Annotated in this window: 27 protein-coding genes; 14 read left to right on the top strand and 13 right to left on the bottom strand. The window is 69.0% G+C overall.

The window, feature by feature from the left end; translation table 11 throughout:
* Positions 1–414: 414 nt before the first annotated feature.
* The 3 genes from DL991_RS33445 to DL991_RS33435 form a co-directional block, all read right to left on the bottom strand.
* Positions 415–1,857 carry a glycosyltransferase family 39 protein gene (locus tag DL991_RS33445; protein WP_125788346.1) on the bottom strand — a complete coding sequence of 481 codons (1,443 nt, stop codon included), beginning with the start codon at positions 1,855–1,857 and terminating at the stop codon, positions 415–417.
* 24 nt (positions 1,858–1,881) lie between these two features.
* Positions 1,882–3,180, bottom strand: a complete 1,299-nt coding sequence (locus DL991_RS33440; protein ID WP_370308568.1) for a GGDEF domain-containing protein — start codon at positions 3,178–3,180, stop codon at positions 1,882–1,884.
* 318 nt (positions 3,181–3,498) lie between these two features.
* Positions 3,499–4,758, bottom strand: coding sequence for an MFS transporter (locus DL991_RS33435; protein ID WP_125788345.1), 1,260 nt, complete (start codon positions 4,756–4,758; stop codon positions 3,499–3,501).
* 118 nt (positions 4,759–4,876) lie between these two features.
* On the opposite strand from DL991_RS33435, the gene DL991_RS33430 reads away from it, so the two are divergent.
* Positions 4,877–5,167 (top strand): hypothetical protein, encoded by a 291-nt coding sequence (locus DL991_RS33430; protein WP_125788344.1) that lies wholly within the window; start codon positions 4,877–4,879, stop codon positions 5,165–5,167.
* On the opposite strand, the gene DL991_RS33425 is transcribed toward DL991_RS33430, so the two are convergent.
* Entirely contained in the window at positions 5,164–6,102 is a 939-nt protein-coding gene (locus DL991_RS33425) for a GlxA family transcriptional regulator (RefSeq protein WP_125788343.1), read from the bottom strand. The two genes, DL991_RS33430 and DL991_RS33425, sit on opposite strands and share 4 nt — an antisense overlap.
* Before the next feature lie 92 nt (positions 6,103–6,194).
* Here DL991_RS33425 and DL991_RS33420 point away from each other — a divergent pair, with 92 nt between their 5' ends.
* Genes DL991_RS33420 through rnhA form a run of 4 tightly spaced genes read left to right on the top strand, consistent with a single transcriptional unit; the run spans position 6,195 to position 8,673 of the window.
* Entirely contained in the window at positions 6,195–6,614 is a 420-nt protein-coding gene (locus DL991_RS33420; protein WP_125788342.1) for a DUF6010 family protein, read from the top strand.
* A 24-nt stretch (positions 6,615–6,638) separates the two neighbouring features.
* Entirely contained in the window at positions 6,639–6,932 is a 294-nt protein-coding gene (locus DL991_RS33415) for a putative quinol monooxygenase (RefSeq protein ID WP_125788341.1), read from the top strand.
* A gap of 45 nt (positions 6,933–6,977) precedes the next feature.
* On the top strand, positions 6,978–8,168 hold the full coding sequence (gene dinB, locus DL991_RS33410; RefSeq protein WP_125788340.1) for a DNA polymerase IV: 1,191 nt from the start codon (positions 6,978–6,980) through the stop codon (positions 8,166–8,168).
* 22 nt (positions 8,169–8,190) lie between these two features.
* Positions 8,191–8,673: a ribonuclease HI gene (gene rnhA / locus DL991_RS33405; RefSeq protein ID WP_125788339.1), complete on the top strand. Its 483-nt coding sequence runs from the start codon at positions 8,191–8,193 to the stop codon at positions 8,671–8,673.
* Here rnhA and DL991_RS33400 read toward each other — a convergent pair.
* The 4 genes from DL991_RS33400 to DL991_RS33385 form a co-directional block, all read right to left on the bottom strand.
* Positions 8,670–9,341, bottom strand: a complete 672-nt coding sequence (locus DL991_RS33400) for a hypothetical protein (protein WP_125788338.1) — start codon at positions 9,339–9,341, stop codon at positions 8,670–8,672. The two genes, rnhA and DL991_RS33400, sit on opposite strands and share 4 nt — an antisense overlap.
* Positions 9,342–9,537: 196 nt before the next feature.
* On the bottom strand, positions 9,538–10,035 hold the full coding sequence (locus DL991_RS33395; protein WP_125788337.1) for a hypothetical protein: 498 nt from the start codon (positions 10,033–10,035) through the stop codon (positions 9,538–9,540).
* On the bottom strand, positions 10,032–11,456 hold the full coding sequence (locus DL991_RS33390; protein ID WP_125788336.1) for a HAMP domain-containing sensor histidine kinase: 1,425 nt from the start codon (positions 11,454–11,456) through the stop codon (positions 10,032–10,034). Before DL991_RS33390 ends, DL991_RS33395 begins: the two co-directional genes overlap by 4 nt.
* The gene (locus tag DL991_RS33385; protein ID WP_125788335.1) at positions 11,453–12,145 is read right to left on the bottom strand and encodes a response regulator transcription factor; all 693 of its coding nucleotides are present in this window, start codon (positions 12,143–12,145) and stop codon (positions 11,453–11,455) included. The genes DL991_RS33390 and DL991_RS33385 overlap by 4 nt, the downstream gene beginning before the upstream one ends.
* A gap of 110 nt (positions 12,146–12,255) precedes the next feature.
* On the opposite strand from DL991_RS33385, the gene DL991_RS33380 reads away from it, so the two are divergent.
* Positions 12,256–13,203: a phosphatase PAP2 family protein gene (locus DL991_RS33380; protein WP_125788334.1), complete on the top strand. Its 948-nt coding sequence runs from the start codon at positions 12,256–12,258 to the stop codon at positions 13,201–13,203.
* Between the two features lie 116 nt (positions 13,204–13,319).
* On the opposite strand, the gene DL991_RS33375 is transcribed toward DL991_RS33380, so the two are convergent.
* Positions 13,320–14,828, bottom strand: a complete 1,509-nt coding sequence (locus DL991_RS33375; protein ID WP_125788333.1) for a diguanylate cyclase — start codon at positions 14,826–14,828, stop codon at positions 13,320–13,322.
* Positions 14,829–14,968: 140 nt separating this feature from the next.
* Here DL991_RS33375 and DL991_RS33370 point away from each other — a divergent pair, with 140 nt between their 5' ends.
* Positions 14,969–16,189: a cytochrome P450 gene (locus DL991_RS33370; RefSeq protein ID WP_125788332.1), complete on the top strand. Its 1,221-nt coding sequence runs from the start codon at positions 14,969–14,971 to the stop codon at positions 16,187–16,189.
* 255 nt (positions 16,190–16,444) lie between these two features.
* Here DL991_RS33370 and DL991_RS33365 read toward each other — a convergent pair whose 3' ends face one another.
* Positions 16,445–18,727 carry a helix-turn-helix domain-containing protein gene (locus DL991_RS33365; RefSeq protein WP_233599148.1) on the bottom strand — a complete coding sequence of 761 codons (2,283 nt, stop codon included), beginning with the start codon at positions 18,725–18,727 and terminating at the stop codon, positions 16,445–16,447.
* Positions 18,728–19,118: 391 nt separating this feature from the next.
* On the opposite strand from DL991_RS33365, the gene DL991_RS33355 reads away from it, so the two are divergent.
* Complete coding sequence (locus DL991_RS33355; protein WP_125788330.1) at positions 19,119–20,054, top strand: DMT family transporter; 936 nt, start codon at positions 19,119–19,121, stop codon at positions 20,052–20,054.
* On the opposite strand, the gene DL991_RS33350 is transcribed toward DL991_RS33355, so the two are convergent.
* Positions 19,979–20,485, bottom strand: coding sequence for a GNAT family N-acetyltransferase (locus DL991_RS33350; protein ID WP_370308573.1), 507 nt, complete (start codon positions 20,483–20,485; stop codon positions 19,979–19,981). The two genes, DL991_RS33355 and DL991_RS33350, sit on opposite strands and share 76 nt — an antisense overlap.
* A 135-nt stretch (positions 20,486–20,620) precedes the next feature.
* Here DL991_RS33350 and DL991_RS33345 point away from each other — a divergent pair, with 135 nt between their 5' ends.
* Positions 20,621–20,821, top strand: coding sequence for a hypothetical protein (locus tag DL991_RS33345; RefSeq protein WP_125788329.1), 201 nt, complete (start codon positions 20,621–20,623; stop codon positions 20,819–20,821).
* A 21-nt stretch (positions 20,822–20,842) separates the two neighbouring features.
* Here the strand turns inward: DL991_RS33345 and DL991_RS33340 are convergent, their stop codons facing one another.
* Entirely contained in the window at positions 20,843–21,202 is a 360-nt protein-coding gene (locus DL991_RS33340; RefSeq protein ID WP_125788328.1) for a VOC family protein, read from the bottom strand.
* 89 nt (positions 21,203–21,291) lie between these two features.
* Here DL991_RS33340 and DL991_RS33335 point away from each other — a divergent pair, with 89 nt between their 5' ends.
* The 5 genes from DL991_RS33335 to fgd all read left to right on the top strand — a co-directional run bounded on the left by DL991_RS33335 (position 21,292) and on the right by fgd (position 25,383).
* Positions 21,292–22,485 (top strand): zinc-dependent alcohol dehydrogenase, encoded by a 1,194-nt coding sequence (locus DL991_RS33335; protein WP_125788327.1) that lies wholly within the window; start codon positions 21,292–21,294, stop codon positions 22,483–22,485.
* A 59-nt stretch (positions 22,486–22,544) separates the two neighbouring features.
* Positions 22,545–22,961, top strand: coding sequence for a CBS domain-containing protein (locus tag DL991_RS33330; RefSeq protein ID WP_125788326.1), 417 nt, complete (start codon positions 22,545–22,547; stop codon positions 22,959–22,961).
* Positions 22,962–22,978: 17 nt separating this feature from the next.
* Positions 22,979–23,506 carry a hypothetical protein gene (locus DL991_RS33325; RefSeq protein ID WP_125788325.1) on the top strand — a complete coding sequence of 176 codons (528 nt, stop codon included), beginning with the start codon at positions 22,979–22,981 and terminating at the stop codon, positions 23,504–23,506.
* A 43-nt stretch (positions 23,507–23,549) separates the two neighbouring features.
* The gene (locus DL991_RS33320; protein WP_233599145.1) at positions 23,550–24,026 is read left to right on the top strand and encodes a DIP1984 family protein; all 477 of its coding nucleotides are present in this window, start codon (positions 23,550–23,552) and stop codon (positions 24,024–24,026) included.
* Between the two features lie 352 nt (positions 24,027–24,378).
* Positions 24,379–25,383: a glucose-6-phosphate dehydrogenase (coenzyme-F420) gene (fgd, locus tag DL991_RS33315; RefSeq protein ID WP_125788324.1), complete on the top strand. Its 1,005-nt coding sequence runs from the start codon at positions 24,379–24,381 to the stop codon at positions 25,381–25,383.
* Between the two features lie 259 nt (positions 25,384–25,642).
* Here fgd and DL991_RS33310 read toward each other — a convergent pair whose 3' ends face one another.
* Positions 25,643–26,056, bottom strand: coding sequence for an SsgA family sporulation/cell division regulator (locus DL991_RS33310; protein ID WP_125788323.1), 414 nt, complete (start codon positions 26,054–26,056; stop codon positions 25,643–25,645).
* Positions 26,057–26,200: the final 144 nt, after the last annotated feature.

Here is a 26,200-nt window from a genome sequence, read left to right as displayed (position 1 = left end):
CCCCCAACGAATCCAGCGAACCAATAACCTCCCCCAACACATCCGACTCGGTCATTTCCTTGAGCAGCGCCACAACGGCGTCAGAAGTATCCACACACAGAACGTACAACCGACCACCGACAGTTTTCGATGTCATAGACATCGCTGGCGTTGCCGTTTTCCGGTGACGACACAAATTGGTTCGGCAGTAGTGCCGCTACTCGCCCAACGGTGGGGCCGGGAAGTCCCATACGCAGGGGGATCTTCCAGCGTCCGGTTCACAGGTGCCACGAGCGTCGCCGTTTTCCGGCGACGACGCAAACCGGCTCGTAGTGCTGCTACTCACCCAAGGTCGGGTAGTCCTGAACGTAAAGGAGATCTCCCGACATCCGTCCCCGTGAGCGTCGCCGTTTCCCGGCAACGAAACAAACCAGCTCAGTAGTAGTGGCGCAACTCGCCCCACAACACGGACCAAGGCCGGGAAGTCCCCGCGCACAAGGAAATCCGCACCCCTTGCTCGTCGTTCTCCACTCCGAGCCCGTTGTCGTGAACGGCCTCCTCGCGACATCCGGTGAACCACGCCGGAAGATACGGGCCCACGACGACCACGGGCCCGACAGCCTCAGCGGGAGGTGGCCCCCAGTCCGCATAGGACATGTGTCCCGAGTGGACAGTGGGAAGCCCGTAGTACTCCAAGGCCCCGGCTTGCCCGTAGTTCCGCGTGAAGATCACCGCGGTGGATCGCTGCTCGGCGGGGATCCGTGACCAGACCTGCGTGACCGTCGAAGCCAGCTCCGGCCAGCCTGCCTGCTCGCCTTGTTCTTTGTTCACCACCAAAACCGGCGCCAGCGCGGACACTGGCAGCAAGGGCAGTCCGACGACGAGGGAGACGGCCGCGCCGACGAAAGCCAGCGCGGCAGCGAGAGCGCGGCGCCAGGTGCGGTCGAGCAGGCGCAGGCAGGGTTCGGCGCCGGCGGCCGCGAGCAGTAACAGAAAGGGTGCCGAGTAGTACGGTTTTCCGCCCAGTACCAGCAAGATCACGCACAACACCGGATAGGCCAAGGCCAACGAGCGAGCCCAGCGCAAATCCGGATCGCGCCAGAGCCGGAGGGCGCCGGCGACCCAGACCGGCACGACCACGGGGGAGAGATAGAGCAGCTGCATCGGCACGAACAGGATCCGGTTCTCCGCACCGTCGTCCTCGCTGATACCGGAAGCCACGGTCAGCAAAGGGAAACCGTGGGCCGCCTGCCAGATCAGTCCCGGTGCGGCCAGCGCCAGCGCGAGCAGAATCCCGGCGGGAAGCCAGCCGCTGCGGAAGATCTTCCGCGGGCCGACGGCGAGGATCGCCAGGCCGATCGAGGCGACCATCAGCAGGACGAGCCATTTGGCCGCCAGCCCGACGCCGACGACGGCGCCGATCGCGAGCCACCACCGTCCGTCGCCGGTGCGGAGAAGGCGCAGCACCACCAGGCCGAGCGCACTCCAGACCAGCATGTCGACGGTGGCCGTCGACAGCATGTGCCCGTCGACCACGACGAACGCGGCCAACGCGGTCATCGCGGCGGTGAGGACCTGCGCGCCCCGGCCACCGCCGAACTCGCGGGCGACCAGTGCCAGCAGGACCACCGTCGCGGCGGCGCACAACGTGGCGGCCACGCGCAGACCGGCAGGAGTGGCGCCGAAGACGTCCGTGGAGATCCTCGCGAGAAAGGGTGTCAGCGACGGCTGGTCGACATAGCCCCAAGCGAGCCGCTTTCCGGCGGCGAGAAAGTACAGCTCGTCCCGGTGGAAGCCGTACCGGCCCGACACCAGGGTCAACACCAGGACCTGTATCGCGACGACCAGACCTACCGGACCCCGAGCGAATCGCTCCATCGCGCCTCCCCAGCCGAGGGGAGCCTACTGCGTGGGAGGGGCGAGTTCGACGCGGTTGCGGCCACCTTGTTTCGCTCGATACAGCGCGGTGTCCGTGGCGACGAGAAGGTCGTCGACGCTGGTGATGTTGGCCGCCGGGTACAGCGCTCCGCCGATCGACACCGTCAGATCCGTGAGCACGGTGTCGCGATCGGGCAGCGCGACCGAGACCACCGCCACCTGGTGCCGGATCCGTTCGGCCACTTGGCGCAGCGTCTCCTCGCCGTGGATGTCCGGGATGACGATCGCGAACTCCTCGCCGCCCCACCGCCCGCAGACGTCCTGCTCGCGGATTTCGGCGCGCAGCGCGTCGCCGACCGCGCGCAGGACGAGGTCGCCGTTGGGATGCCCGTAGGTGTCGTTGATCGTCTTGAAGTTGTCGAGGTCGAGGAACAACACGCCGAGGTTGCGGCCGGCGCGCGTCCGGCCGAGGTGCTCTTCGGCCAGCTGACGCCACCGGCGTTTCGTGACGAGGCCGGTGGTGGCGTCGGTGTGCGCGTCGCGCCGGTACTGCGTCAGCAGCAGCCCGCGGTGCAGCGCGACCAGCGCGATGACGACCCCGACGAGGACCAGCGGGTTGGCCTGCACGAGGACGACGGCCGTCACGAGACCGAGGCCGAGCGCGCCCGCCTCCAGGATCTGGTCGCCGAAGCCGGAGAACAGTTCGCCGATCGACTTGGGCGGCGAGGAGAGCGCGATCGCGATCATCACCAGCACGGTGTTGATCGCCCAGCGCAGGGCCGCGGCCACGATGATGACGGCGAGATCGCCCAGCCCGGCGAGCAGCCCGGAGTCGGGCGAACCGGGGTAGTGGCGCATGCCGAGGCTGAGGACGACTACGGCGGCCTGCGTGCCGCAGAGCACCGTCGCGGCGGAAAAGATCCACCGATGGGGGAGTACCGGCCGTTGGTGTGGCCAGATCCGCAGCCATGCGATGGTGTAGGTCACCACGACCATCGCGGCGGCGAGTACCGGAGGCAGCGCGATGACGGCGGCGACGCTCCAGACCGCCTTGGTGTCGACGTAGGCGACCGACGGGGCCCTGTCGTACTCCCGTTGGCGTTCGATCTGCCGGGTGCCCTCGATCGCGATGGCCGCGCACAGCGTCAGGACGCCGAATCGGGCGAGGTCGGTACCGGTCACCGGGACCAGCCGGGCCGTGGCGGCGGTCGAGAGGACTGCGATGAGATTCACGACCAGGACGTAGGAACGCACAGGTCGCGGCAGGCTCCACAGGTGCCAGGCCTTGAGCCGCCGCCGCGCGCCGCCGAGTCGTCCGTCCACGCACCCTCTTCCGTCGGTGATCTACACCGTAATCGAACCGGGACGGCGACGACCGCGTTGTCTCCGACGATAAGACACGCGGCCGCGAATTCCCCCGGACAGCCCAACCAAAACGAGGGAGGTGCACCGATGCAGGACAACAACTGGTGAGTGTTTTGCCGGATAAATCGCTATTTCGAGGGAGGTGAACGACATGCGGGACAACAACTGGACCTGAGTGATCCGGCCCACAAGAGCGTGCGGCATCACGAAGGGAGGTGAACGTAATGCGTGACAACAACTGGACGACCCGTCGTGACAACAACTGGACGTGATGTGTCAGGAACCGTGCTCGCCAACGGGTGTCGTCCCGCCGGCCGGACCCGCGGGATCTTCGGATTCCTCCGGGCCGCGGCGGGACGACACCGCCCGTGACCAGCCCACCCCGGCGACGCAGGCGACCACCACGCCCGCGCCCGCCGCGACGGTGACCACGGTGGTCGGCGCGACGAGCTGGGCCAACAGCCCGGCCACCGCGATCCCGGCCGCCTGAGCCGCCCGCAACGCCGCTATCGCGACCCCGATCACCTGGCCGCGATGGGCGGCCGGCGCGGCGAGGCTGTACTGCGTCTGAGTGATCATGTCGTGCGCGGAGAACACCCCCGAGAGCGTCCACAGCACGACGATCGTGACCAGGCCCGGCGCCCAGCCGGTCGGGATCAGCACCAGGCTGCTCGCCACCGTCAACGCGCCCAGCACCTTGACCTGCCGTTCCCGCGGGATCCGGCTCAGCAGGATCCCGCCGAGCACCGAACCGACCGGGTTCGCGGCCAGCAGCCACGGCAGCGCGTCCGCGCCGCCCAGTTCGGCGGCGACCGGGACGGCGAGGCCTTCGGGTACGACGTAGAAACCGCAGCAGCAGGCGATGAGCAGCAGCCAGCGCAGCTTGCGGTCGCGCGCCACCAGACGGCAGCCCGCGATCAGGGACGGGCGCTTGTGATGGCTCGGTGCCGACGGTGGGAACCGTTCGAGCCCGAAGTGGAGCATGAGCGCGGAAAGCGCGAACGTGCCCGCGTCGATCAGCAGCGCGCCGGGTACGCCGAGGCTGGTGACGACTGCGGCTCCCGCGCCGAAGCCGACCACGAGCCCGGCTTGGTAGGTGGAGGAGATGACGGCCTGTCCGACGACCAGCCGGTCCGGATCGAGCAGGTCCGGCAGCATCGCCTGTCGGGCCGCGTGGAACGGCCCGGCCATGAGCTGCACGACGAACAACAGCGCGGCCGCGGCGGGCAACGGCAGACCGGGCACCGCCATCAGCGCGATCAGGACCGCCCGGCCGACGTCGGTCACCACCATCACGGTGCGCCGCGAGAACCGGTCCGCGATGCCGCCCAGCGCGCCGCCGAGGAGATCGGGCACGAACGTCAGCGCGTACGCGGCCGAAGCCCAGCCCGCCGAGGACGTCCGGTCGAACACCAGCACCGTGAGGGCGACCCTGGCCAGCTGGTCACCGGCGACCGAGAGCAGATGCGCGAGCCAGATCCGGCGGAATCCGGCGACCGCGAAGACGCTGCGGAACGACGCCGCCCGTGCTGGCATGCGCTTCAGGCTGTCGTGAGGCGGCCACTTTGCGCAACCCTCGAGAAAAATCCGGCCGCCGTGTCGAACCACCGAGGGCCCGTTCGACGTGTGGGTAAGAGAAGGAACGGAGAATCCGATGTCGCATTCACTGGGCCCGCTGGCGAACAACCTGGCCGCCTACGCCATCTACTCGACCGCGCAGACCGAGATGCGCCACGCCTACAAGCTGATCGAGGCGGGCGACTACCTCGGCGCCGCCGCGGAGATCGATTCCGCCGCGCACGCCGCCGAGGTGCTCGCCCGCGCGACCTCCGCACTGGACGCCGAGCGTTCGGAACGATGGCTCAGAGTCGTCGTCGCCCGAAGGCGGTTCGCCGAACAGGCCCGCGTGCGCGCCTCGGACACCGCACCGGCCCTTGCCGCTTAACGGAAAGCGCGTCGATAAGTGCCGGGGCTGACGCCGGTCGTGCGCTTGAACCGGTCGCGGAACGCGGTGGGCGAACCGAAACCGACTTCGGCGCCGATCCGTTCGACGGCGTACTGGGTGGTCTCCAGCAGATGTTGTGCCTGCCGGACACGCGTCCGGTGCAGCCACTGCAACGGTGTCGTCCCCGTCTGCTCACGGAAGTGCCGGATGAGCGTGCGCGTACTCATCCCGGCGCGTGCGGCGATGTCGGCCAGTGTCAGCTCGCGCGCGAGGTTTTCCTGCATCCAGAGCAAAGTGGGTTCCAGCGCCGAGCCGCGGGGAGCGGGAGGATGCCGCAATGCGATGAATTGTGCCTGTCCGCCTTCGCGTTCCAGCGCCATCACGGAAAGGCGGGCGGCGTCGGCCGCGATCGCGGAGCCGTGGTCCCGGCGGATCAGGTGCAGGCACAGGTCCAGGCCCGCGGCGGCGCCCGCCGACGTCAGGATCTGCCCGTTGTCGACGTAGAGCACGTCCGGATCGACGTCGACCTCCGGGTACGCGGCGGCCAGTGCCTCGGCGGCGACCCAGTGGGTGGTGGCGCGAAGCCCGTCGAGCAGGCCCGCGGCGGCGAGGATGAAGGTCCCGGAACAGATCGAGGCGATCCGCGTACCTCTTTCGGCGGCCGAGGTGAGCGCGTCGTGGACGGCTTCCGGCAACGGTCCGGTGGGGTCGGCGGTGCCGGGGACGATGATCGTGTCGGCTTCGCGCAGCGCCTCCAGCCCCCACGGGGCGCGCAGAGTGAAGTGGCCCGCGTCGACGTCCGGCTGTTCGGCGCAGACGATGACCCGATAGCCCGCGCTCCCGTCGGCGAGCCGCGTCCTGGTGAAGACCTCGATCGGTGTCGAGAGGTCGAACGGGATCACCTTGTCCAGCGCGAGGATGGCGACGGTGTACATGACCGCAACCTACCCGCCCGGTGGCGAGATCCCGTTGGAAGGCGTCGTTCGCGCCACTGGGACCGGGCTCCGTCCGCTTCTAGCGTCGAACCATGATGATCATCGCGCCGATTCTCGTCGGCCTCGTCTACGTCGTGCTGATGTCGCTGATCCACGAGCCGCACCGTCGCCGCTTCAACGCGGTCATGGTGGCGGGCGCCGGCGCCGCTTATCTGAGCGGAGGCGGCCTCGGGATCTGGGAGTTCGCGTTCGCCGCCGTCGTGACCTATGTGGCTTACCGCGGCCTCGAGTCCTGGACGTTCATCGGTATCGCCTGGCTGCTGCACACCGGCTGGGACGTCGTGCATCACCTCAAGGGCGCCCCGATCATCCCGTTCGCCGGGCATTCTTCGTTCGGCTGCGCGATCTGCGATCCGGTGATCGCGATCTGGTGTTTCGCGGGCGGGCGATCGGTGACGGATTTCTTTCGCGCCCGTGTCGGTTCCCGTCGTTCGCGTTCGTCGGTGGGGTGAAGGACCGAACGAAGGGATAGCGAGATGACCGTGATCGTTGCGGGCAAGGTGTACGTCGACCCGGAGGAGCGGGACCGGTACGTGGCCGGGCACCAGGTGATCGTCGAGAAGGCGCGGGCCCACCCCGGATGTCTCGACGTGGTGATCTCGGCGGACACGCTCGAGCCAGGCCGGGTGAACATCTTCGAGTACTGGGAGTCGGAGGAGGTGCTGAACGCCTGGCGCGCGATCTCGCCGGGGCCGACGTATTCCGCCGAGATCCTGGACGGGGAGGTCTTCAAGCACCGGGTTTCCCGCTCCGGACCGCCGTTCGACTGATCGGGCGGCTTGGCCCGTGGGCCGTTCGATGCGAACATACGTTCTATGACGCCCGAGGGTCCTATCCTGCACGCCGACCTGGATTCGTTCTACGCGTCGGTCGAGCAGCGTGACGACCCGAGCCTGCGCGGACGTCCGGTCATCGTCGGCGGGGGCGTCGTCCTGGCGGCCAGTTACGAGGCCAAGGCGTACGGCGTCCGCACGGCGATGGGCGGCGGCCAGGCGCGGCGGCTGTGCCCGCACGCGATCGTGGTCCCGCCTCGGATGCGCGCGTATTCCGAGGCGAGCAAGGCGGTCTTCGAGGTCTTCGGCAACACGACGCCGCTGGTGGAAGGCATCTCGATCGACGAGGCCTTCCTCGACGTCGGCGGGCTGCTGAAGATCGCGGGCACGCCGAGCCGGATCGCCGCGAAGCTGCGGAAGGACGTCCTGGAGCAGGTCGGCCTGCCGATCACCGTCGGCGTCGCGAGGACGAAGTTCCTCGCGAAGGTGGCCAGCGGCGTCGCGAAACCCGACGGTCTCCTCGTCGTGCCGCACGACAAGGAGCTGGAGTTCCTGCATCCGCTCCCGGTCGAGCGGTTGTGGGGCGTGGGCAAGGTGACGGCGCAGAAGCTCCGCGAGCGCGGCGTGACGACGGTCGGGCAGATGGAAGGCTTCGGGGAGAAGGAACTCGTCCGGATGCTCGGCCGCGGCGTCGGCGCCCACCTGCACGCCCTGTCCCACAACGACGACCCCCGGCGCGTGCAGACCGGCCGCCGTCGCCGCTCGATCGGGGCGCAGCGCGCGCTCGGCAGCAGGCCGCGTTCGCCCGCGGAACTCGACGCGACGCTGCTGACGCTGGCCGATCGCCTGTCCCGCCGTCTGCGTTCGGCGCACCGGGTGTGCCGCACCGTCGTGCTGCGGATGCGGTTCGGCGATTTCACCAAAGCGACGCGTTCGCACACCCTGCTGGAGGCGACCGAACAGACCGGTGCGGTCGTCGCGGCGGCCCGTGGCCTGCTCGCCGCGGCGAGACCGCTGATCGACGAACGCGGGCTCACGTTGATCGGGCTCGCGCTCACGAACCTGTCGAAGGACGACGCCATCCAGCTGGCCTTGCCGTTCGGGGCGAAGCCGAGGGACCAGCTCGACGCGACGCTCGACACCGTCCGGGACCGGTTCGGCTCGAAGTCCATCACGCGCGCGGTGCATCTCGGGCAGGCCGAGGAGCCGTGGGTGCCGCTCCTGCCGGACTGAACCCCGTCGCTAGGGTGTCCCGGTGGCGGAAGTCGAGATCTACACCGATGGTGCGTGCAGCGGGAATCCCGGTCCCGGCGGCTGGGGCGCGCTGCTGCGGTACGGCACGGTCGAGAAGGAGATCTACGGCGGGGATCCCGGGCCGACCACGAACAACCGGATGGAACTGACCGCGCCCATCGAGGCGCTGGAAAGCCTGAAGCGCCGGGTCGCGGTCGACATCTACACCGACAGCACCTACGTCCGGAACGGCATCACCAGCTGGGTGCGGAACTGGAAGAACAACGGCTGGATGACCTCGGCCAAGACACCGGTCAAGAACGCCGATCTGTGGCGCCGTCTCGACGAAGCCGCTTCGAAGCACGACGTCGAATGGCACTGGGTCAAGGGCCACGCCGGGCATCCGGAGAACGAGCGAGCGGACCGGCTCGCCGTCAAAGGCGTGGAAGAGGTCGTGGGGCGACCCGTGATCCAGCCCGGCGAGCGGTCCGCTCCGCGGCGCTAGCAGCTGACGTTGACCTTCGCGCCCTTGGCGAAGGAGACGTGCACGTGGTCCATGTGGTTGGCGGTCGCGCCGCCGCGGTCCTCCATGGTGTCCCAGCCGCTGCCGTCGTTGTAGCGCTGGCGCCAGATGACGTAGGTGACGCCGAAGTCCTTCTGGTTGGCCAGGAGGTACTCGGCGATGGCGTTGCCGGTGGCGGTGTCCACCATGAAGTCCAGCGCGAGGCCGGAGGGGTGGTCGCTGGCGTTCGCCCGGCCGGCGACGCCGCCGACGTTCTTGACGCCGAACTTCGCCTTGACGTGGTTTCCGACCTGGGCCACGTGCGGCTTGGTGCCGGCGAGGTCGGTCGAACACGCCGTCGCGGCGGGCACGGTCTTCTTGACCGGCGCGGGGGCCTTGGTCGACGTCGTCGGCTTCGGGGGAGCCGAGGAGGTCGACGGAGGCGGGGTCGTCGTGCTGGAGGAGGGCGGGGTGCTGCTGGTCGACGGCGGGGGAGTCACGCTGGAGACCGGGGGAGCCTGCAGCGCGAGCGCGGCACTTGCCGCTTCGACGTCAGGGGAACCTGCGGTGGTCAGCCACATCGACGCCGGGAGCGCCGTGGCGACCGCTGCCGCGATACCCGCGGGGAGCTTCCACTGCGGAGCCTTGTTCTTGCGATGTCTGCCGGCCATTTCTCTGATCACTCACCACTTCGGGGACGGGAACTCGCGTCGGGGGCCGCGAGCTCCGGGCAACATTACGAAAAGGACACGGCAATGTCACGCCCGAGTGTGTTCGCCCACAGTTACCTTGATCGTTGAACCAAAAGAGGCTCACAGCCGTACAGACACAAGAAGTGCTTTTATGTGACCACCGTGAGTGACGAAGTCAGTCCGCTTTGCAGGACTGGAAGTACATGTCCCCGTCCGGCGAGGTCACGTTCACTCCCGAGGAGCTCGGAGTCCGCGTGGTCGCCGCCGAGGCCGCGATCGTGGTGCAGACCAGCTGGTTGATGGCCTGATTCGACAGTTTTCGCATACTGAACGGCAGCACGATGGCGGTCGGATCGCCCGAGTACACCTCGACCCGCCCCACCTCCGCCGGGACGAACGTGGTGAGCCCCTGCGCGGCTTCCCGCTCCGTCGGTCCCTTCAGCAGCATCGTGAGCGCGCCTTCGGGTGACATGAAACCTTCGGTGGGCCGCGTCACCGGGATGACCCGGCCGTCGGAGACGAAGTACAGCGTCAGACCGTTGCCCACGTTCGGCCCCGTGGTGGCGCGGATCGACGGCCCCGGCCCGGCCGGGACGACGCCGGTCGGCTGGACGCCGCAGGCCGCCACCAGCGCCGCGGCCGCGAGAGCGGGCAGCACCCGGATCCTCCTCATCGCGTCCCTCCTTCGGTCCGGTGCGGCAGGCGCAGGACGAACCGGGCGCCGTGCCCGGTGTCGGCGGCGGTGAGGTCACCGCCGTGCAGGCGGGCGTTCTCCAGCGCGATCGCCAGTCCCAGCCCGCTGCCCTCGGAGCGGGCGCGGGCGGTGTCGGCCTTGGTGAACCGGTCGAACACATGCGGCAGGACCTCGGGATCGATCCCCGGCCCGTGATCTTCGACCTCCAGCGTGACGCCGTCGTCGCCGGCGCGCAGGCGGACTTCGACCGGGGCCGCGCCGTGCCGGAACGCGTTGCCGACGAGGTTGGCCACGATCAGGTCGAGCCGCCGCCGGTCCACCCGGGCGAGAACGCCTTCCGGCAGGTCGGTGACCAGGTCTTCGCCGTCGCGCCAGCCGCGCGCGTCGAGGCTGTCCCGGATCGCCGTCGCGAGATCCCATTCGTCGAGCACGAGTTCGGCGCGGCCCGCGTCGAACCGGGAGATCTCCACCAGGTCCTGGACGAGCCGGGTCAGCCTGCGGGTCTCGCCCGAGACCAGCCGCGCCGCGACGGCGGTGTCCGGCGGCAGCGTCTCCGCGTCCTCGTCCAGGACATCGGTGACCGCGTTCATCGCCGCGAGCGGTGTGCGGAGCTCGTGCGAGACGTCGGCGACGAACCGGCGCGCGTCGGCCTCCATGGCTTTCAGCTCGCCGACCGTACGTTCCAGCTCGGCGGCGGTGTTGTTGAACGTGGTGACCAGTTCGGCCAGCTCGTCGGATCCCTTGGCGGGCAGCCGGACGTCGAGCCTGCCTTCGCCGAGCTGGGCGGCGGCGGTGTTGAGCGCCCGGACCGGCCGCAGCACCTGTCTCGCCGCGAGCAGGGCGAGCGCGGCGGCCAGCGGCAGCACCAGCGCGGCCGTCTGCCAGGCGGATCTCGCGAGTTCTTCGATGGCCTTTTGCTGCTGGACGAGAGAGGTGAGCGAGTACACCTCGACGCCGCTGGGCCCCATCAACCCGTCCGGCTGCCGCACCAGCACCGGCAGGCCGACCAGGAGTTCGGGGATGGGTTCCGGGCTGGCGTCGCGGTTCACCCGCTGGAACTGGATCCGGGTGTTGTTCGCGATGCTCTGCCGCAGCTCGAGAGAGAAGGTGGTCAGATCCGGGCCGTTGACCGACCGCAGGTTCCGGTAGACCGCGACCGCGTTCAACCGCAGGCTGCCCGCGAAGTCGTTGAGCTGTTCCTGTGTCGGCGGCGTGGACAACGGGCGGGTGTAGGCGCTGACCCGGTCCTTCAGCTGGTCCATCGCCGCGTCTTGGACGGATTTGAGGATCGCGTTCCTTGCCGAGACGTAACTGACCCCCGCCGTGGCCGCCGCCCCGATGATCGTCATCGCCGCGAAGGCCAGGATGAGCCGGGGCCGCAGCCCGGAGAGCAGCCTCATGAACGGCCGAATCGGTACCCGAAGCCACGGACGGTCTGGACGTGTTCGGGTTTCGCGGGCACGTCTTCGATCTTCGCGCGCAGCCGCTGGACACAGGCGTCGACCAGCCGCGAGTCGCCGAGGTAGTCGTGATCCCAGACGGCGGAGAGGATCTGCTGGCGGCTGTAGACCTGCCCCGGCGTGCGCGAGAGCTCCAGCAGCAGCTTCAGCTCGGTCGGGGTCAGCGAGACCGGCTCGCCGTTCTTCGTGACCACCAGCCCGGCCCGGTCGATGACCAGACGGCCGTGCCGTTCCCCGCCGGGTTCGTCGTCGTTCGCGGGTTTCTCACTCACCGCGCGCCGCAGCACGGCCCGGATCCGGGCGTCGAGCACGCGGGGTTCGATCGGCTTGGTCACGTAGTCGTCGGCGCCCGCCTCCAGGCCGGCCACGATGTCGAAGTCGTCGCTGCGGGCGGTGAGCATGATGATCGGCACCTCACCGGCCGAGCGGATGCGGCGGCAGGTCTCGAAGCCGTCGATCCCGGGGAGCATCAGGTCCAGCACGACGATGTCGGGCTGGAACACCCGCAGTTTCTCCAGCCCGAGCTCACCGCTCTCGGCGGTGTGGACGGTATGCGCCTGCCGGCGCAGCGCGAGTTCCAGCCCCTCCCGGACGGACGCGTCGTCTTCGATCAAAAGGACACTTGCCACGCCGCCATTATTCGGATGTCGCCGCGCGTGTGCGACTCGGCTCGATCTTGTAGCAGAACCATGACATTGTCCGGACCTCCCGGCTAAACGGCGTGGGGACAGTGAGACGCATGGCCCTACTCACCCACGAAGCGAAGCCGACCCCCGCCCACCGTCCGCTGCCGGGACGGCACGCCGAGCCGAGGCGCACCCTGTCCAGAGCAGTGTTCCAGCTCGCCACCGGACTGGGACTGGCCGCCGCGTTCGTCGTGACCTACGTGCTCTTCGTGCACACGTCGGCCGGGCAGCTCGCGGAAAACGGCGTCGTTCGCAGCGCGCAGTCCGGTCGGTGGTCCACAATGGACTGGTCGGGACCGCTGCGCGATCAGGACATGGTGCTCGTCATCGGCGCCGCCGGGATCGTGCTCGTCGTACTGGCGCTGCTCCGGCGCAAACCCGGCCTTCTGATCCCCGCGCTGAGCGTGCTCGTGCTCCCGCTCGTCGCCGCGCAGTTGCTCAAGCTCTACGTCCTCGTCCGCCCCGAACTGCCCGACGGCGGTCGCGGGCCGGGGCACAACAGTTTCCCGAGCGGACACGTCAGCGCCGCCATGGCCATTCTGATGGCCCTCGCTTTGGTTCTGCCCCAACGGTTTCGCCCGGTGATCGTCGGGATCGGCGGGGTCGCCGTCGCCTGGGTCGCGTCGTCGACCATCGCGCTGGGCTGGCACCGGCTCAGTGACACGGCGGGCGCCTGCCTCCTGGGCGCGTCGTTCGCCTGCCTTCTCGCCGCCTGGCTGACCACCCGGCGCCGAGACCTGCGCCGCACCCCGGCCGCGCTGGTGGCGCTGGCCACGGTGCTGCCCACCGGGATCGTCCTGATCGGCTTCGCGGTGCTGAGCACGGCGACCGACGGCGCCGCCCAGTTCGTCGCCGCGCTGGTGCTGGCCGCCCTCGCCGCGGTGGGCATCGTGCTGGTCGCGCTGTGGCCGTTGCGCGGATCCGCGTTCGAACGGCGGACCGGCGTGGAGACCCGCGTGGTCGACGACCTGCTCGAGACTCGCCTCGTGACCCGCCGCTGACGCGGGCTTCAAGACGTAACTCGCGTGATTCAAGGCGTAACTCGCGTGATTGGAGCCGTAACTCACGAGTTACGGCTCCAATCACGCGAGTTACGCGCCTGGACACGCGAGTTACGTCAATCCCGGCGTGAGTCTCCGGCCCTGCTCAAGGGCGACATCGGGGCCCGCGGCGAAGGAGGAACGACGGAAGGCGCCATGACCACGCGGTTGCGCCCGTTCCGTTTCGCTTGGTACATCGCCGAGTCGGCCGCACGGAACAGCTCGCCGTAGTCCGTCGAGTGCTCGGGCGAGAGCCCGACGCCGATCGACACGGTGCAGCCGAGGATCGGTCCCACCGCGCGGGGTTCGTTGGTGGCATGTCCGCTGGCGAGCTCGGTCAGGCCGGTGATGGCGGTCTTCGCGACGGCCTCCCGGATCCGCTCGGCGATCCGCATCGCCACTTCGCGGGTGGTGTCCGGCAGCAGTACCGCGAACTCCTCGCCACCCCACCGCCCGACGACGTCGGTGGCGCGGGTGTTCTGCCGCAGCACGGCGCTGACGCAGCCGAGCACGATGTCGCCGCCGGAATGCCCGTACTTGTCGTTCCACTGCTTGAAGTGGTCGAGGTCCAGCATCAGGAACGCGGTCGGCCGCCGGTCGGTCTGGTCTTCGAGCAGCCGCAGGGCGGCAGGGGCGTGGAAGGAGTCCTCGGTGAGCAGCCCGGTCTTCCGGTCACGCTGGCTGCGCGCGATCGTGTCCGCCAGCGCCTGCGAGAGCCGGGTCGAGCGCAGCGCGACACCGATCATCACCAGCGGCACCAGTGCGATGTTGACCGCGCCGAGGATCGTGGTGCACGCGGCCAGTTGCAGCGCGTAGACGAAGTCCGCGTTGTCGGCCCAGCTGCCGATCAGCTTCTGCCGCCGCCAGCCGCCCCACGCCAGGCCGCGCGCGATGCTGATCAGGAGGGTTTGCGACGCGAAGTACCAGAGCGCGGCGCCCACCAGCGCGACGGCGGCCATCACGATGTCCTCGGCCCGCTGGGGGAGCGTGCCCGAAGCGAGCCAGGCGTGCAGTGACGTCAGTTCGGTGATCGTGTGCACGCCCAGGATCGACGCGGCGTGCGCGGCGGTGGTGAAGAGGAACGTCGTCATCGCCTTGTGCGCGATGGAGTAGCGCTGCACACGCACCATCAGCAGCAGCACGAGCGACAACGTGGGCGGCAGCAGGACGGCCGCGCTGCCCAGCCAGACGGCGGTCTGGTCGATGTGCTCGCCGCGCCGGTCGTCGGCGCGGCGCTGTTCCTCGGGATGCTGCGTCTGGACGAGGTACCAGATCGTGCAGCCGGCGATCACACCGAAACGGACGAGGTCCGTGGCGGTGACGGAGTCCTTGAAACCGCTGTACAGGGCCCAGACGGCGACCGCGATCTCGGTGCCGAGCATCCAGAAGACCGCCGCGGGCGGCAGCCGCCACAGTTCCCATCCCGCCGGATGCCGCAGGGTGTTCCAGGCGCGTCCGCGCAGCCGCCAGACGCGGGCGGCGGCGAGGCCGACGGTGTCGGCGAAACCCCGGAGCGAACCGCGCGGGCGCTCCGAGACCGGGTCACGGTCGTGCTCGGTGAACTCGCTGACGAGGGTCACCTCCATCCGTCACACACCGCACCCGCTCGATCTTGCTGGGTCACCACGAGGGGGTGACAGGGGGACCGCGTTGACGATCGCGTGAGACAGGCCGATGCCTGCGTTCGCCGGACGCGATACCGCCACAAGCTGGCATGGTGACTCGTATGCCTGATGCCGCATACGACGACGCCGCGGTCCCCGTGATGTTCGGCCCGGAATTCGACAGGGATCCCTCGCCCGCATACGAATGGCTCCGGGCGAACGCCCCGGCGTTCCGGCTCCCGCTCCCCGGCGACACCTGGACCTGGCTGCTGACCCGGCACGCGGACGTCGTCTCCGCGATGGCCGATCCCCGGTTGTCCAAATGCCCGTCCGTCGCGGCGGAACACTGGCGCAAGGCCAACCTGGGCCTGCCCGCCGACCACCGGCCGTCGCTCATCGGGCATATGAACAACTTCGAGGGCGAGGAGCACGCGCGGCTGCGCAAGGCCTGCGCCGGCGCGTTCGGCCCTCGGCGGTTGCAGCATATGCGCGACCGCACGCATCGGCTCGCGAACGAACTGCTGGACCCGATCCTGGACCGGGGTGAGGGCGACCTCGTCGAGGATTTCGCGTACCCGCTGGGAATCCGGTCGATCTGCGAGCTGATCGGCATCCCGGACACCCTGCTGGACGAGGTCCGCCCGCCGGCGCTGGTGGTCGCCGCCGGCGACGTCACCGACATGGCGTCGATGCTCAAGGCGACCGACGATCTGGACGCGTTGCTCGCCGACGTCGTCGCCCGCAAACGCGCCGAACCCGGGGCGGACCTGATCAGCGACCTGCTCACGCAGGAAGCCGCCGGGAAGCTGACCGACGAAGAGGTCGCCGCGACGGCGTTCCTCTCCTTGATCGCCGGGCACGAGACGACGATCAGCCTCATCGCGTCCACCGCGCTGACCCTCATCACACATCCGGAGGAGGCGGCCCGCGCCCGCGCCGATGGCTCGTATCTGACGCTCGTCATCGAAGAGGTCCTGCGCCGCGACACCCCGCTGCAGAACACCAGCTGGCGGTTCGTCACCGAGCCGATGGAACTCGCCGGGCAGCGGATGGAAGCGGGCGATCCGATCCTGTTGTCGTTGCTGGCGGCCAACCGCGATCCGGAGGTCCACCCCGAACCGCTCGCCTTCCGCCCTGGCGAGCGGCCGGTGCGGCACGTGGCCTTCGGCGTCGGCCCGCATATCTGCATCGGCGCCGCGCTCGCGCGCATGCAGGCGTCCGCAGCCCTGGAGACGCTGTTCGGCCGCGCGCCGTCGATGACGCTGACCGTGCCGGAAGACCGGCTCGTGTGGTGGCCGAGCGCGATCACCCGCGGCCTGCACAACCTGCCGGTGAAGCTCTAGGCCGGAGCTGAAGGCGCTGTTTGCGGAGGGGCCGTGAGTGGCGATTCGGGTTAGAACCCGAATCGCCACTCACGACCCCGGTCGAAAACCGGACATGGCAGCGTAAGCCGAACGGCCACTCAAGCTCTGCCCCTTCGGACAGTCGACGATATCCGGTTCGAATCATCAAGAGCGACACCGACCAGCGGATATTCGACGTTGCCGGGACCCTGGCGCCTAGTACAGGAAGGGGTCCTTCATGTACTTCAACGCGCTCTAAACCGCGCCTTCGAGGCGGCCCCGCAGCACGCTCGCCTTCCGGTCGTCGAGATCCATGACGAGCTGGAGCGCGTCGCGCCAGGCGGTCATGGCCTCATCGGCCCGCCCCCGCGCGGCCAGCGCGCAGCCGCGTTCGTCGAGTGCGTCGGCCTGCCCCCAGACGTCGCCGCAGTTCCGGTAGGCGGTCAGCGCCTGCTCGCAGTACGCGAGCGCCTGGTCCAGATCGCCGAACCGGCGGCCGGTCCTGGCGAGCGGCACCAGCGCGAAACCCATGCCGTGCTGGTCCGCGTCCTTCGCGTACGCCTCGAAGGCGCGGAGCCCGTGGTCGAGAGCGAGGTCGCGTTCGCCGAGATCGCGGTACGCACGGCCGAGGTGGACCCGCGCGGTCGCTTCACCGAGCCGGTAGCCGATCCGCGCGTTCACCTCGACGCTCTTTTCGGCCAGCCGCACGGCTTCGGCGTAGTCCTCCCGCTCGTGCGCGATGTTCCCGAGCCCGACCAGCGCCCAGCCGAGGCTCGGGTTCTCGCCGATCTCATCGGCGATCTCGACGGCTTGGCCGAACAGTTCGTGCGCTCGGTCGAGGTCGCCGCGCCGCCGGTGCGCCTCGGCGAGGTTGATCGCCGACCACGCCAGCCCGCCGAGGTCGTCGCCCGCCTTCGCGGACTCGATCGCGACTTCGTGGCTGGAGATCCACGTCTGCCATGGCCTGCCGAGCAGGTGGTAGTCGAACAGTTCCACCGGCAGCCGCCAGCCGATCTCGTACAACCCGTGGTCCAGCGCCAGCCGGGCGACGCCGGTGATGCTCGGCATCTCCGACGCGCACCAGATGTAGGCCTCGTCGAAGGTGGCGAACCGGAGCGGCTCGACGCCTTCGGGTGCGGGACCGAGGTCGACGTGGTGGTCACGGGCCGGGGTGAGCGTCCAGCTCGCCGCGTTGGCCGCGTGGAGATACCAGTGGGTCAGCCGGGAGACCGCCGCCTGCCGCTCGTCCCGCCATTGCCCGGCTGCGGCTTCTTCGGCGGCGTAGACGCGGAGCAGGTCATGGAAGCGGTAGTACCGCGCGCCGATCTGCTGGACGAGATGGGCCTGCACGAGTTTGTCGAGAAGCCGGCGCGCGTCGTGTTCGGGCAGCCCGGCGAGTGCGGCCGCCGCGCCCGCGGTGAACCGCGGGCCGGGGTGGAGGCCGAGCAGCCGGAACATGCGGGCGGTGTCGGCCTCCAGCGCGCGGTAGGACCAGCTGAACGCGGCCCGGACGCCGACCGCGTCGTCGTCGACCGCGAGCAGTTCCAGCCGCCGCCCCTCGGCGACGAGTTCGCGGGCGAGCTCGCCGACACTCTGATGCGGATGCGTGGCGACCCGTTCGGCGGCGATGTTCACCGCGAGTGGCAGCGCCGCGCACAGCCGGACGAGCCTGCCGACACCTTCGGGATCGCCCGCCGCGCGTTCGTCGCCGATGAGGTCGGCCATGAGTCGCGTCGCTTCGAGTTCTTCCAGCGGTTCCAAGGAAACCTGGACCGCGCCGCTGCCGACGACCAGTCCGGACAGCCGGCGTCTGCTGGTGATCAGCACGGTGGTGTCCGGCGTGCCGGGCAGCACCAGCCGCACCTGCTGCGAGTCGAGGGCGTTGTCCAGCACCACGAGCGCGCGCTGGCCGCGCAACAGGCCGCGCAGGAGCGCGAGCCGCATGTGCTCCTCGGCGGGGATGCGGTCGGGGCGGACACCGAGGCAGCGCAGGAGGTCGTCGAGGATGTCGGCGGGTTGCGCGGGGGAGCCCGCCGCGTAGCCGCGCAGATCCGACCAGAGGACGCTGTCGAACTCCTCCTGGCGCCGGTTCGCCCAATGCAGGACGAGCGCCGTCTTCCCGACGCCGGGCGGCCCGGCGACGAAGACCACTTTGGCCGCTTCGGTGAACACTTTTTCGTCGAGCAGGGCGAAATGTTCCGCACGGCCGACGAAATGGCCCGGCGGCGGTGGAAGGTGCACATACGGTTCGGCGCGGGCGGCTTCGGCGAGCACGATCAGCGTCCCGCCGGCCCCCAGCGCGCGATCGCAGGCCGCGGCGAATTCCGCGCTCGGCGGGGTGAGGCCGCGTTCGACCCGGCTGATCAGACTTTTGTCGACATAGGCGAGTTTCTGGAGATCGCGCAACGCCAGTCCGACGTCCTGCCTCCGCTGTCGCAGTGCGCGCCCGAACGTCAACGCGGCCGTGGAAACCGGTCTCGGTTCCGCGCGTGCTTTCCCGGTCTCACCGGATCTGGCGGAGCCGGAATTCTCGGTCACCAGAAGCACCTTTCTCCCCGCTTCGCGGCAGATCGTGCCACAACCTTCCCATTGCCTGGGTCACAACACGGACACCGGGTGTGCGGAGGTGCGAAGACAGCCCGCAAACTGAGCGAGAACGCGCCCGTTCCCCACCGGTGCGCCAGTCGAAAGGGAGGTGGATCATGCGCGACCGCGAAATGTGAGCAGGCCCTGTTCCGCCTTGCGAACAACCGGGCGAGTACTGATCTCCTCGGAAACCGGTCGTGGCCGCCTTTCCCGGCGGCCACGGCCGGGACCCTTTCGGAACATGTAGGAGCGCTTAACGTCGGTGTAGATCTTTTCACTTGTCCTGACGAGTCGCCCGAGGCAGCTTGGAGAGGTATCGAAGCGGCCCGGCGAAAGGAAACAAGTGGGCATCGGCGCGCCGGGAACCCTGGTCCGGATGGGTGTTCTCGCCCTGTTGTGGGGATCGGGGTTCCTCTGGATCAAACTCGCGCTGACCGGGCTTCCGCCCGTTCAGGTCACCGTCATCCGCTGCGCCCTCGGCGCGGCCGTCCTTCTCGTGCTGAGCCGCTGGGCCGGGCAACGCCTCCCGCGCGGCCGCCGGATCTGGGGCAGGCTCCTCGTCGCCGCCTTCTTCTGCAACGCCTTGCCGTTCGCGTTGTTCAGCGTCGGTGAACTGACCGTCGACTCCGGTGTCGCGGGGGTGATGAACGCGACGACCCCGTTGTGGTCGTTGCTGATCGGCATCGGGATCGGCACCGAACGCCGGATCACCGTGTTCCGGATGGGCGGGCTGATCCTCGGTTTCAGCGGCATCCTGCTGATCTTCGCGCCCTGGCAGAAAAGCGGCCTGCTCGGCTGGGGGACACTGGCCCTGCTCGGCGCCGGCATCAGCTACGCCATCGCTTTCGCTTACATGGGAAGGAAACTCGTCGGCGAAGGCGGCCCGATCGCGATCTCCGCCGCTCAACTGCTGACCGCCACCGGGTTGAGCGCGCTCGCCCTGCCGTTCGACGCGGCACCGGCCGGACCGCTGAACGTGACCGCGTTGATCGCCGTCGTCGTCCTCGGCATCTTCGGCACCGGCGTCACGTTCTACCTCAACTACCGGCTCATCGCCGACGAAGGCGCCACTTCCGCGGCGACCGTCGGCTACCTGCTGCCGGTCGTCTCGGTCGCGCTGGGCGCGATCGTGCTCGGCGAGGACCTCGGCCCGCGGGTGCTCGCCGGGATGGCGGTGGTGCTGCTCGGAGTCGCGCTGACGCGTTACGTGAGGTCTTCGGCGAGCAAATCCATCAACAGCCCGTCGTGCCAGCCGTCGCCATCGGTGTCGCGTTCGTAGCCGCGCATCACCCCGACCTCGCGGAAGCCGACGGCCTTGTAGCAGCGGATGGCGGCGTCGTTGTCCACGGCGGGATCGATCACCAGCCGGTGGTGCCCGCGATCGTGCAGCAGGTGGCGGGCCATCGTGCGGACGGTGTCCGTGCCCAGCCCGCGGCCGTGCGCGGCCGGATCGAGGAACAGATCGACCGACGCGTGCCGGTACATCGGGTCCTCCTCCTCGCCGTATTGGACGAAACCGCGGACGACGCCTTCCTCGAGGACGGTGAAGCAGGCCGTCGTGGGGTCGTCGAACGGCCAGGTGGGGGAGTCGTCGACCGAACCCCAGCGAGCCCCGACCTCGGCCGTGCCTCGGATCCGCCGCAGATCGGCGACGTGGGCTTCGGTGACCGGGGTCAGCGTCACGATCTCCCCGCGCAACTCGGTGGTCAGTTCCCGCTCCGTCCACTCGTACGAATGGCGCCAGTCTAGGGAGAAATCGGCGGGGGCGCCGCCGGAACAGCACGGAGAGAGGGTGTCTTCCCGGCCCGGATCAGGTATCAACGAAAGGGAAGGTGGAGGTGGGTCATGGGGAACCCGATCGAGGGACTTCGTCCGGTGGAAGAACTGGCCGACGGCGGCCCGACGGCCGTGCGGGCCGCGGTGCTGCGCAAGGCGACCGAAGCGGTCGTCGGGAACGCCCGCGACGCGACGGATTGCCGGATGCTGCTGGAGATGCTGGGGCTGCATTCCGAGCCGTCGGTCCGGGCAGGCGATCAGGCGGCTTGAGCCCCGGCGGAGCCGCGCTGCTCAACGGCGCGGCAACACGCAGAATTCGTTGTCCTCCGGGTCGGCCATGACCACCCAGTGATCCGATTCGGGGTCCTCGACGATCCTGGCACCGAGTGACACGAGCCTCGCGACCTCCTCGCGTTGCTCGAGTTCGGTGGGGGCGAGGTCGAGGTGCAGCCGGTTCTTGCCCGACTTCCCCTCGGGGACCGGCTGGAAGAGCAGGCTCGGCACGTCCGGGCTCTTCAACTCGACATAGGTCACGCCGTGACCGTCGGTCCAGCGTTCGGTTTCGGGATAGCCGAGTGCTTCCTTCCAGAACGCGGCCAGTGCTTCTGCCTCACGGCAGTCGACGGCGACGGCGATCATCCGGGTTCGCATGATTCCACGGTGGCACGGAGCGGCGAGGTTTGCCGGATGCGCGGACGGGCATCCGGCGGAGAACTGGTCCACTCGCCGAAGGGAGCACCATGAAGGCCGTCACCTGGCACGGGAAACGTGATGTCCGGGTGGACACCGTCCCGGATCCGAAGCTGGTCGAGCCGACCGACGCCATCGTACGCATCACCTCGACCGGTATCTGCGGCTCTGACCTGCACCTTTACGAGGTCCTCGGCGCTTTCATCGACGAGGGCGACATTCTCGGGCACGAGCCGATGGGCGTCGTCGAAGAGGTCGGCGCCGAAGTGACGAACCTGAAACCCGGTGACCGGGTCGTGGTGCCCTTCAACATCTCCTGCGGCCACTGCTTCATGTGCGACCGCGGTCTGCAATCGCAGTGCGAGACCACGCAGGTCACCGACCACGGCAAGGGCGCGGCACTGCTCGGCTACACCAAGCTCTACGGCCAGGTCCCCGGCGGCCAGGCCGAATACCTGCGGGTCCCGCAGGCCCACTACGGCCCGATCAAGGTGCCGGACGGCCCGCCGGACGAGCGGTTCGTGTATCTCTCGGACGTCGTGCCCACGGCTTGGCAGGCCGTCGATTACGCGAATATCCCCGAAGGCGGCACGGTCGTGGTCTTCGGGCTCGGCCCGATCGGCCAGTTCTGCTGCCGGATCGCGAAACACCGGGGCGCGGGCAAGGTGATCGGCATCGACCTGGTGCCCGAACGGCTCGCGAAGGCCGCCTTGACCGGCGCCGTCACCTACGACACGCGGGAGCACAAGCGTCTCGGCGACCTCATCCGCGAGACCACCGGCGGCCGGGGCGCGGACTCGGTGATCGACGCCGTCGGGATGGAGGCGCACGGTGCCCCGGTCGGGCGACTGGCGCAGAATCTCGTCGGTCTCCTGCCCGATCCGATCGGCGCGAAGATCACCGAAAAGGCCGCGATCGACCGGCTCAGCGTGCTGTACGCGGCCATCGACTGTGTCCGGCGCGGCGGCACGATCTCGCTGAGCGGCGTCTACGGCGGCATGGTCGACCCGCTGCCGATGATGGATCTCTTCGACAAGCAGATCACCTTGCGGATGGGGCAGGCCAACGTCCGGCACTGGCTCGACGACATCATGCCGCTGATCGCCGACCCCGCCGACCCGCTCGGTGTCGAGGGCTTCGCGACGCACAAGCTGCCGCTGGCGCAGGCACCGCACGCCTACGAGATCTTCCAGAAGAAGCAGGAGGGCGCGGTCAAGATCCTCCTCGAACCGTCTGCGGCCTGAGGTGTCGGCTCGCGGATGGCGGGTATCCGTAGGCGGATCCTGACGAAAGGAGCGAAGGGATGACCACGGCACGAGAGATCATGACCGCCGACGCGACCTGTGTGTCCGCGTCCGACACCGTGCTCGACGCCGCGAAGAAGATGGCCGCCGAGTCGGTCGGCGCACTGCCGATCTGCGGTGAGGACGGCAAGCTCAAGGGCATGCTGACCGACCGCGACATCGTGGTGAAGGTCCTCGCCGAAGGCAAGGACCCGAGGGCGCTGCACGCCTCGGAACTCGCTCAGGGCGAGGCGGTGACGATCGGCGCCGACGACGACGCCGAGGCGATCATGCGCACCATGGCGAACCACAAGGTCCGGCGTCTGCCGGTGATCGACGGCCACAAGCTGGTCGGCATCGTGGCGCAGGCCGACGTGGCGAGGGCGCTGCCCAACCCGGACAGCGGCGAACTGGTGGAAGCGCTGTCCTACGACTGACCGGCCATACTCCTTCGGTGGCGTTCTTCGACATCGAAGGTTATGCACCCGTGTGGCTCTCCGGACTCGAGACGATCCGGAGGGCGCACGGGGATCGTTTGCGCGCGTTGGTGGGCGAACGGCTCCAGCGCGTCCACCTCACCTGGTTCGTCGAGTACGCCGAGTGGCTTTCGGACGCGCCCGTGGTGGTGGACTTCGGTGCCGAGCGGCTGGAGATCACGCACTGGAAGTTCGACGAGCTTTCCCTGACCTGGAACACGATCGACCCGTACGGCAGGTCCGCATGGGACTGGGGTGACCCGGCCGAGCCCAGCCCGCTCCGGTGGCGGCAGGACGTCCACCCGGAACTGTCCGCTTTGGAGGGTCAGGTACTGCAGGATGTCGAGCTCCTGCAATCCGTGAGCCGGGACATGGCCGGACGCATGGTGGCGCTCGGGTTTGTCTTCCCGCGGGGCCGGTTCACCGTCTTCAACGCGCTCGACGAGAACGGCATCGAGTTCGTCGAGCCGGACTCCTCCTACCGGAGGCATTCCCTGGCGGGCTGAAAACGGGATGCGGCGGTCTTCGATCTTGGCGATACTTCCCGGCATGTCCCGGATCAAGCTGGCCGAAGCGCTCGCCTTGCGCGCCGACGCGACCAAGAAGGTGGAGGCACTGCGCTCCCGGATCGTCGACAACGCGCGGCACCAAGAGGGCGAGGAACCGTCGGAAGACGCGTCCGCACTACTCGTCGAGGCCGAAACCGCTTTGGACGAACTGGAATCGCTGATCCAGCGGATCAACCGGACCAACGCCGCGACCCCGCTCGGGGACGGCACGATCACCGACGCGATCGCGCGCCGCGACGTCCTCCGCCTCCGGCACGGGGTGCTCACCGCGGCCGCAGACGCCGCGGCCGGTCGCAACCAGGGCGGCTACGGCCGCCAGCTCCGTTCGGAACTCCGGTATCTCTCCGCGCTTCCGGTCGCGGAACTGCGGTCCCGCGCGGACCGTGTCGCGGGGGAGATCCGGGTGGTCGACGTCGAGATCCAGCGCACCAACTGGGAGACCGATCTCCTGGACTGAACGTGGAAAGCAGGTAGCCCTCCGGGAAGCGGGCACAAGCCGAGGGCCGGCGGTACTCCGGCCCACCTCCTGGCACGTGGCGGGCAGCGTGGGGTTCGACTCCCCGATCACAACTCCGCCCAGCACGACGCACAGGTGACGGCGCAAACGGCACAGTTCATCACCACGTGCCGGTCCCGGAAGGCGAGGGTGGGTACGGGGTCTTTCCACGATCCGGCGGTTCCGCACCGCATTCCCCTCCGCACAGTGGTGTTCCCGACACCCGTCACTCGGTCGAGGCATGGGCGGAGCTGATCGACTCTGTGCCAAGGTGAAGAGCGGAACAACCCAAGAGCCCAGGTGGTGACCCCGGATGGCACTGAAGATCGGTTACAAGGCGTCGGCCGAGCAATTCGGCCCGCGCGACCTCGTCGAGTACTCCGTGCTCGCCGAGCAGGTCGGGCTGGACAGCGTGATGGTCAGCGACCATTTCCAGCCCTGGCGGCACCAGGGCGGGCACGCGCCGTTCTCGTTCGCGTGGATGGCGGCGGTCGGCGAACGCACCGAGAGGGTCGTTCTCGGCACCAGTGTGCTGACGGCGACCTTCCGCTACAACCCTGCCGTGGTGGCACAGGCGTTCGGCACCCTCGGCAGCCTGTACCCGGGCCGCGTACTGCTCGGTGTCGGCAGCGGCGAGGCTCTCAACGAGGTCGCGGTCGCCCGCATCGAGTGGCCCGCGTTCAAGGAGCGGTTCGCACGGCTGCGCGAGGCGATCGAGCTGATGCGCAAACTGTGGACGGAAGAGCGCGTCACGTTCGAGGGCGAGTACTTCCAGACCACCGACGCCACCGTCTACGACCGTCCCGAGGGCGGCGTGCCGATCTACATCGCGGCAGGCGGCCCGGTGATGGCGAAATACGTCGGCAAGCAGGGTGACGGCTTCATCTGCACCAGCGGCAAGGGGATGGAGCTTTACACCGAGAAGCTGCTGCCCGCGGTCGCGGAAGGCGCGGAGCAGGTCGGCCGCGGCACCGGCGACATCGACAAGATGATCGAGATCAAGCTGTCCTACGACCCGGATCCGGCGCAGGCGCTGGAGAACACCCGGTTCTGGGCGCCGCTCTCGCTGACGCCGGAGCAGAAGGCGGGCATCGAGGACCCGGCCGAAATGGAGAAGGCCGCGGACGCGCTGCCGATCGAGCAGGTCGCTCGCCGCTGGATCGTCACCTCCGACCCGGCCGACGCCGTCGAGCAGATCAAGCCGTACGTCGAGGCGGGCTTCAACCACCTCGTCTTCCACGGCCCCGGCCACGATCAGGAGCGGTTCCTGCGCTCGTTCTCCGAGCAGGTCGTCCCGGGTCTCCGCGAACTCGGCTGACCCGGCGCGGGCGGCGGCACCGCGCGGACGGTGCCGCCACCCGGCTCCCGGGTGGTGAGACCTTGTCGACCCGTCCCGGTGAACGATCCGCTGCTGTGCGACCAAGGGCCGGATCGCCTGGAACATCGTGACGTCCTATTCGGACAGCACGGCAAGCTGCGAAGGGGTGCTCGCCCTGTCCGGCTGTTCACCGACCTCGTGGTCCCGGAATTGCGGCAGTGCGGATCGGGCGCCGCGTTCGCGAGCATCCCGCCGGCGATCAGGACTCGGTGACGAGTTTGCCGATCTCCTGGTCGAAGTCGAACCATTCCGGCTCGGAGCCGGCGGGCACGATGTCGTAGGTGCGGTCGAGGAATTCGGCCAGTTCCTGTGCCGGGGCTTCGAGGACCGCGCAGCCGTCGGGCGCGCTGAGGGCGAAGATCACGATCGAGGTGTCGTCCGCCGGGCTGATGATCACGTCGCCCTCACCCGATGGAGTGAGGAGTCCGTCAGCGAGGAGGTCACGGCCGAACATCCACCGAACCGTCCCCCCGCCCGAGTGGTAGGCCACCACGACGGCGTAGGGATCCTCCGGGTCGTATTCGAGATCGGCCTGGACCGGGAGCGGGTCCGCACCGAAAGTGCGCAGGCCGAAGACGATCGTCCCCCGGATGAGGTCGCTTTCCTTGTCCAACGCTTCAGCCCCTTACGTTCGGTTGCTGTTGATCTTCAGCTATTGATAACGCAATGTGAAGCCTTTTCGTGACCCGAGTTGACAAGGTTCACACGTTCGGCTGAGAGCTGCGTCTCAGGTGCTCACGGACGGTTCCTGCCGGGC

Source organism: Amycolatopsis sp. WAC 01375 (assembly GCF_003947325.1).
Classification (GTDB): Bacteria; Actinomycetota; Actinomycetes; order Mycobacteriales; family Pseudonocardiaceae; genus Amycolatopsis.
Note: the sequence above shows the minus strand (reverse complement) of the source record. Positions and strands in the feature narration are given on the sequence as shown.

What these genes read in the sequence shown, in the direction of transcription:
- DL991_RS33445 (WP_125788346.1), bottom strand. Translation starts at nt 1,857, where the DNA reads ATGGAGCGATTCGCTCGGGGTCCGGTAGGTCTGGTCGTCGCGATACAG.
- DL991_RS33435 (WP_125788345.1), bottom strand. Translation starts at nt 4,758, where the DNA reads ATGCCAGCACGGGCGGCGTCGTTCCGCAGCGTCTTCGCGGTCGCCGGA.
- DL991_RS33430 (WP_125788344.1), top strand. Translation starts at nt 4,877, where the DNA reads ATGTCGCATTCACTGGGCCCGCTGGCGAACAACCTGGCCGCCTACGCC.
- DL991_RS33425 (WP_125788343.1), bottom strand. Translation starts at nt 6,102, where the DNA reads ATGTACACCGTCGCCATCCTCGCGCTGGACAAGGTGATCCCGTTCGAC.
- DL991_RS33420 (WP_125788342.1), top strand. Translation starts at nt 6,195, where the DNA reads ATGATGATCATCGCGCCGATTCTCGTCGGCCTCGTCTACGTCGTGCTG.
- DL991_RS33415 (WP_125788341.1), top strand. Translation starts at nt 6,639, where the DNA reads ATGACCGTGATCGTTGCGGGCAAGGTGTACGTCGACCCGGAGGAGCGG.
- dinB (WP_125788340.1), top strand. Translation starts at nt 6,978, where the DNA reads ATGACGCCCGAGGGTCCTATCCTGCACGCCGACCTGGATTCGTTCTAC.
- DL991_RS33400 (WP_125788338.1), bottom strand. Translation starts at nt 9,341, where the DNA reads ATGGCCGGCAGACATCGCAAGAACAAGGCTCCGCAGTGGAAGCTCCCC.
- DL991_RS33395 (WP_125788337.1), bottom strand. Translation starts at nt 10,035, where the DNA reads ATGAGGAGGATCCGGGTGCTGCCCGCTCTCGCGGCCGCGGCGCTGGTG.
- DL991_RS33390 (WP_125788336.1), bottom strand. Translation starts at nt 11,456, where the DNA reads ATGAGGCTGCTCTCCGGGCTGCGGCCCCGGCTCATCCTGGCCTTCGCG.
- DL991_RS33380 (WP_125788334.1), top strand. Translation starts at nt 12,256, where the DNA reads ATGGCCCTACTCACCCACGAAGCGAAGCCGACCCCCGCCCACCGTCCG.
- DL991_RS33375 (WP_125788333.1), bottom strand. Translation starts at nt 14,828, where the DNA reads ATGGAGGTGACCCTCGTCAGCGAGTTCACCGAGCACGACCGTGACCCG.
- DL991_RS33370 (WP_125788332.1), top strand. Translation starts at nt 14,969, where the DNA reads ATGCCTGATGCCGCATACGACGACGCCGCGGTCCCCGTGATGTTCGGC.
- DL991_RS33345 (WP_125788329.1), top strand. Translation starts at nt 20,621, where the DNA reads ATGGGGAACCCGATCGAGGGACTTCGTCCGGTGGAAGAACTGGCCGAC.
- DL991_RS33340 (WP_125788328.1), bottom strand. Translation starts at nt 21,202, where the DNA reads ATGCGAACCCGGATGATCGCCGTCGCCGTCGACTGCCGTGAGGCAGAA.
- DL991_RS33335 (WP_125788327.1), top strand. Translation starts at nt 21,292, where the DNA reads ATGAAGGCCGTCACCTGGCACGGGAAACGTGATGTCCGGGTGGACACC.
- DL991_RS33330 (WP_125788326.1), top strand. Translation starts at nt 22,545, where the DNA reads ATGACCACGGCACGAGAGATCATGACCGCCGACGCGACCTGTGTGTCC.
- DL991_RS33320 (WP_233599145.1), top strand. Translation starts at nt 23,550, where the DNA reads ATGTCCCGGATCAAGCTGGCCGAAGCGCTCGCCTTGCGCGCCGACGCG.
- fgd (WP_125788324.1), top strand. Translation starts at nt 24,379, where the DNA reads ATGGCACTGAAGATCGGTTACAAGGCGTCGGCCGAGCAATTCGGCCCG.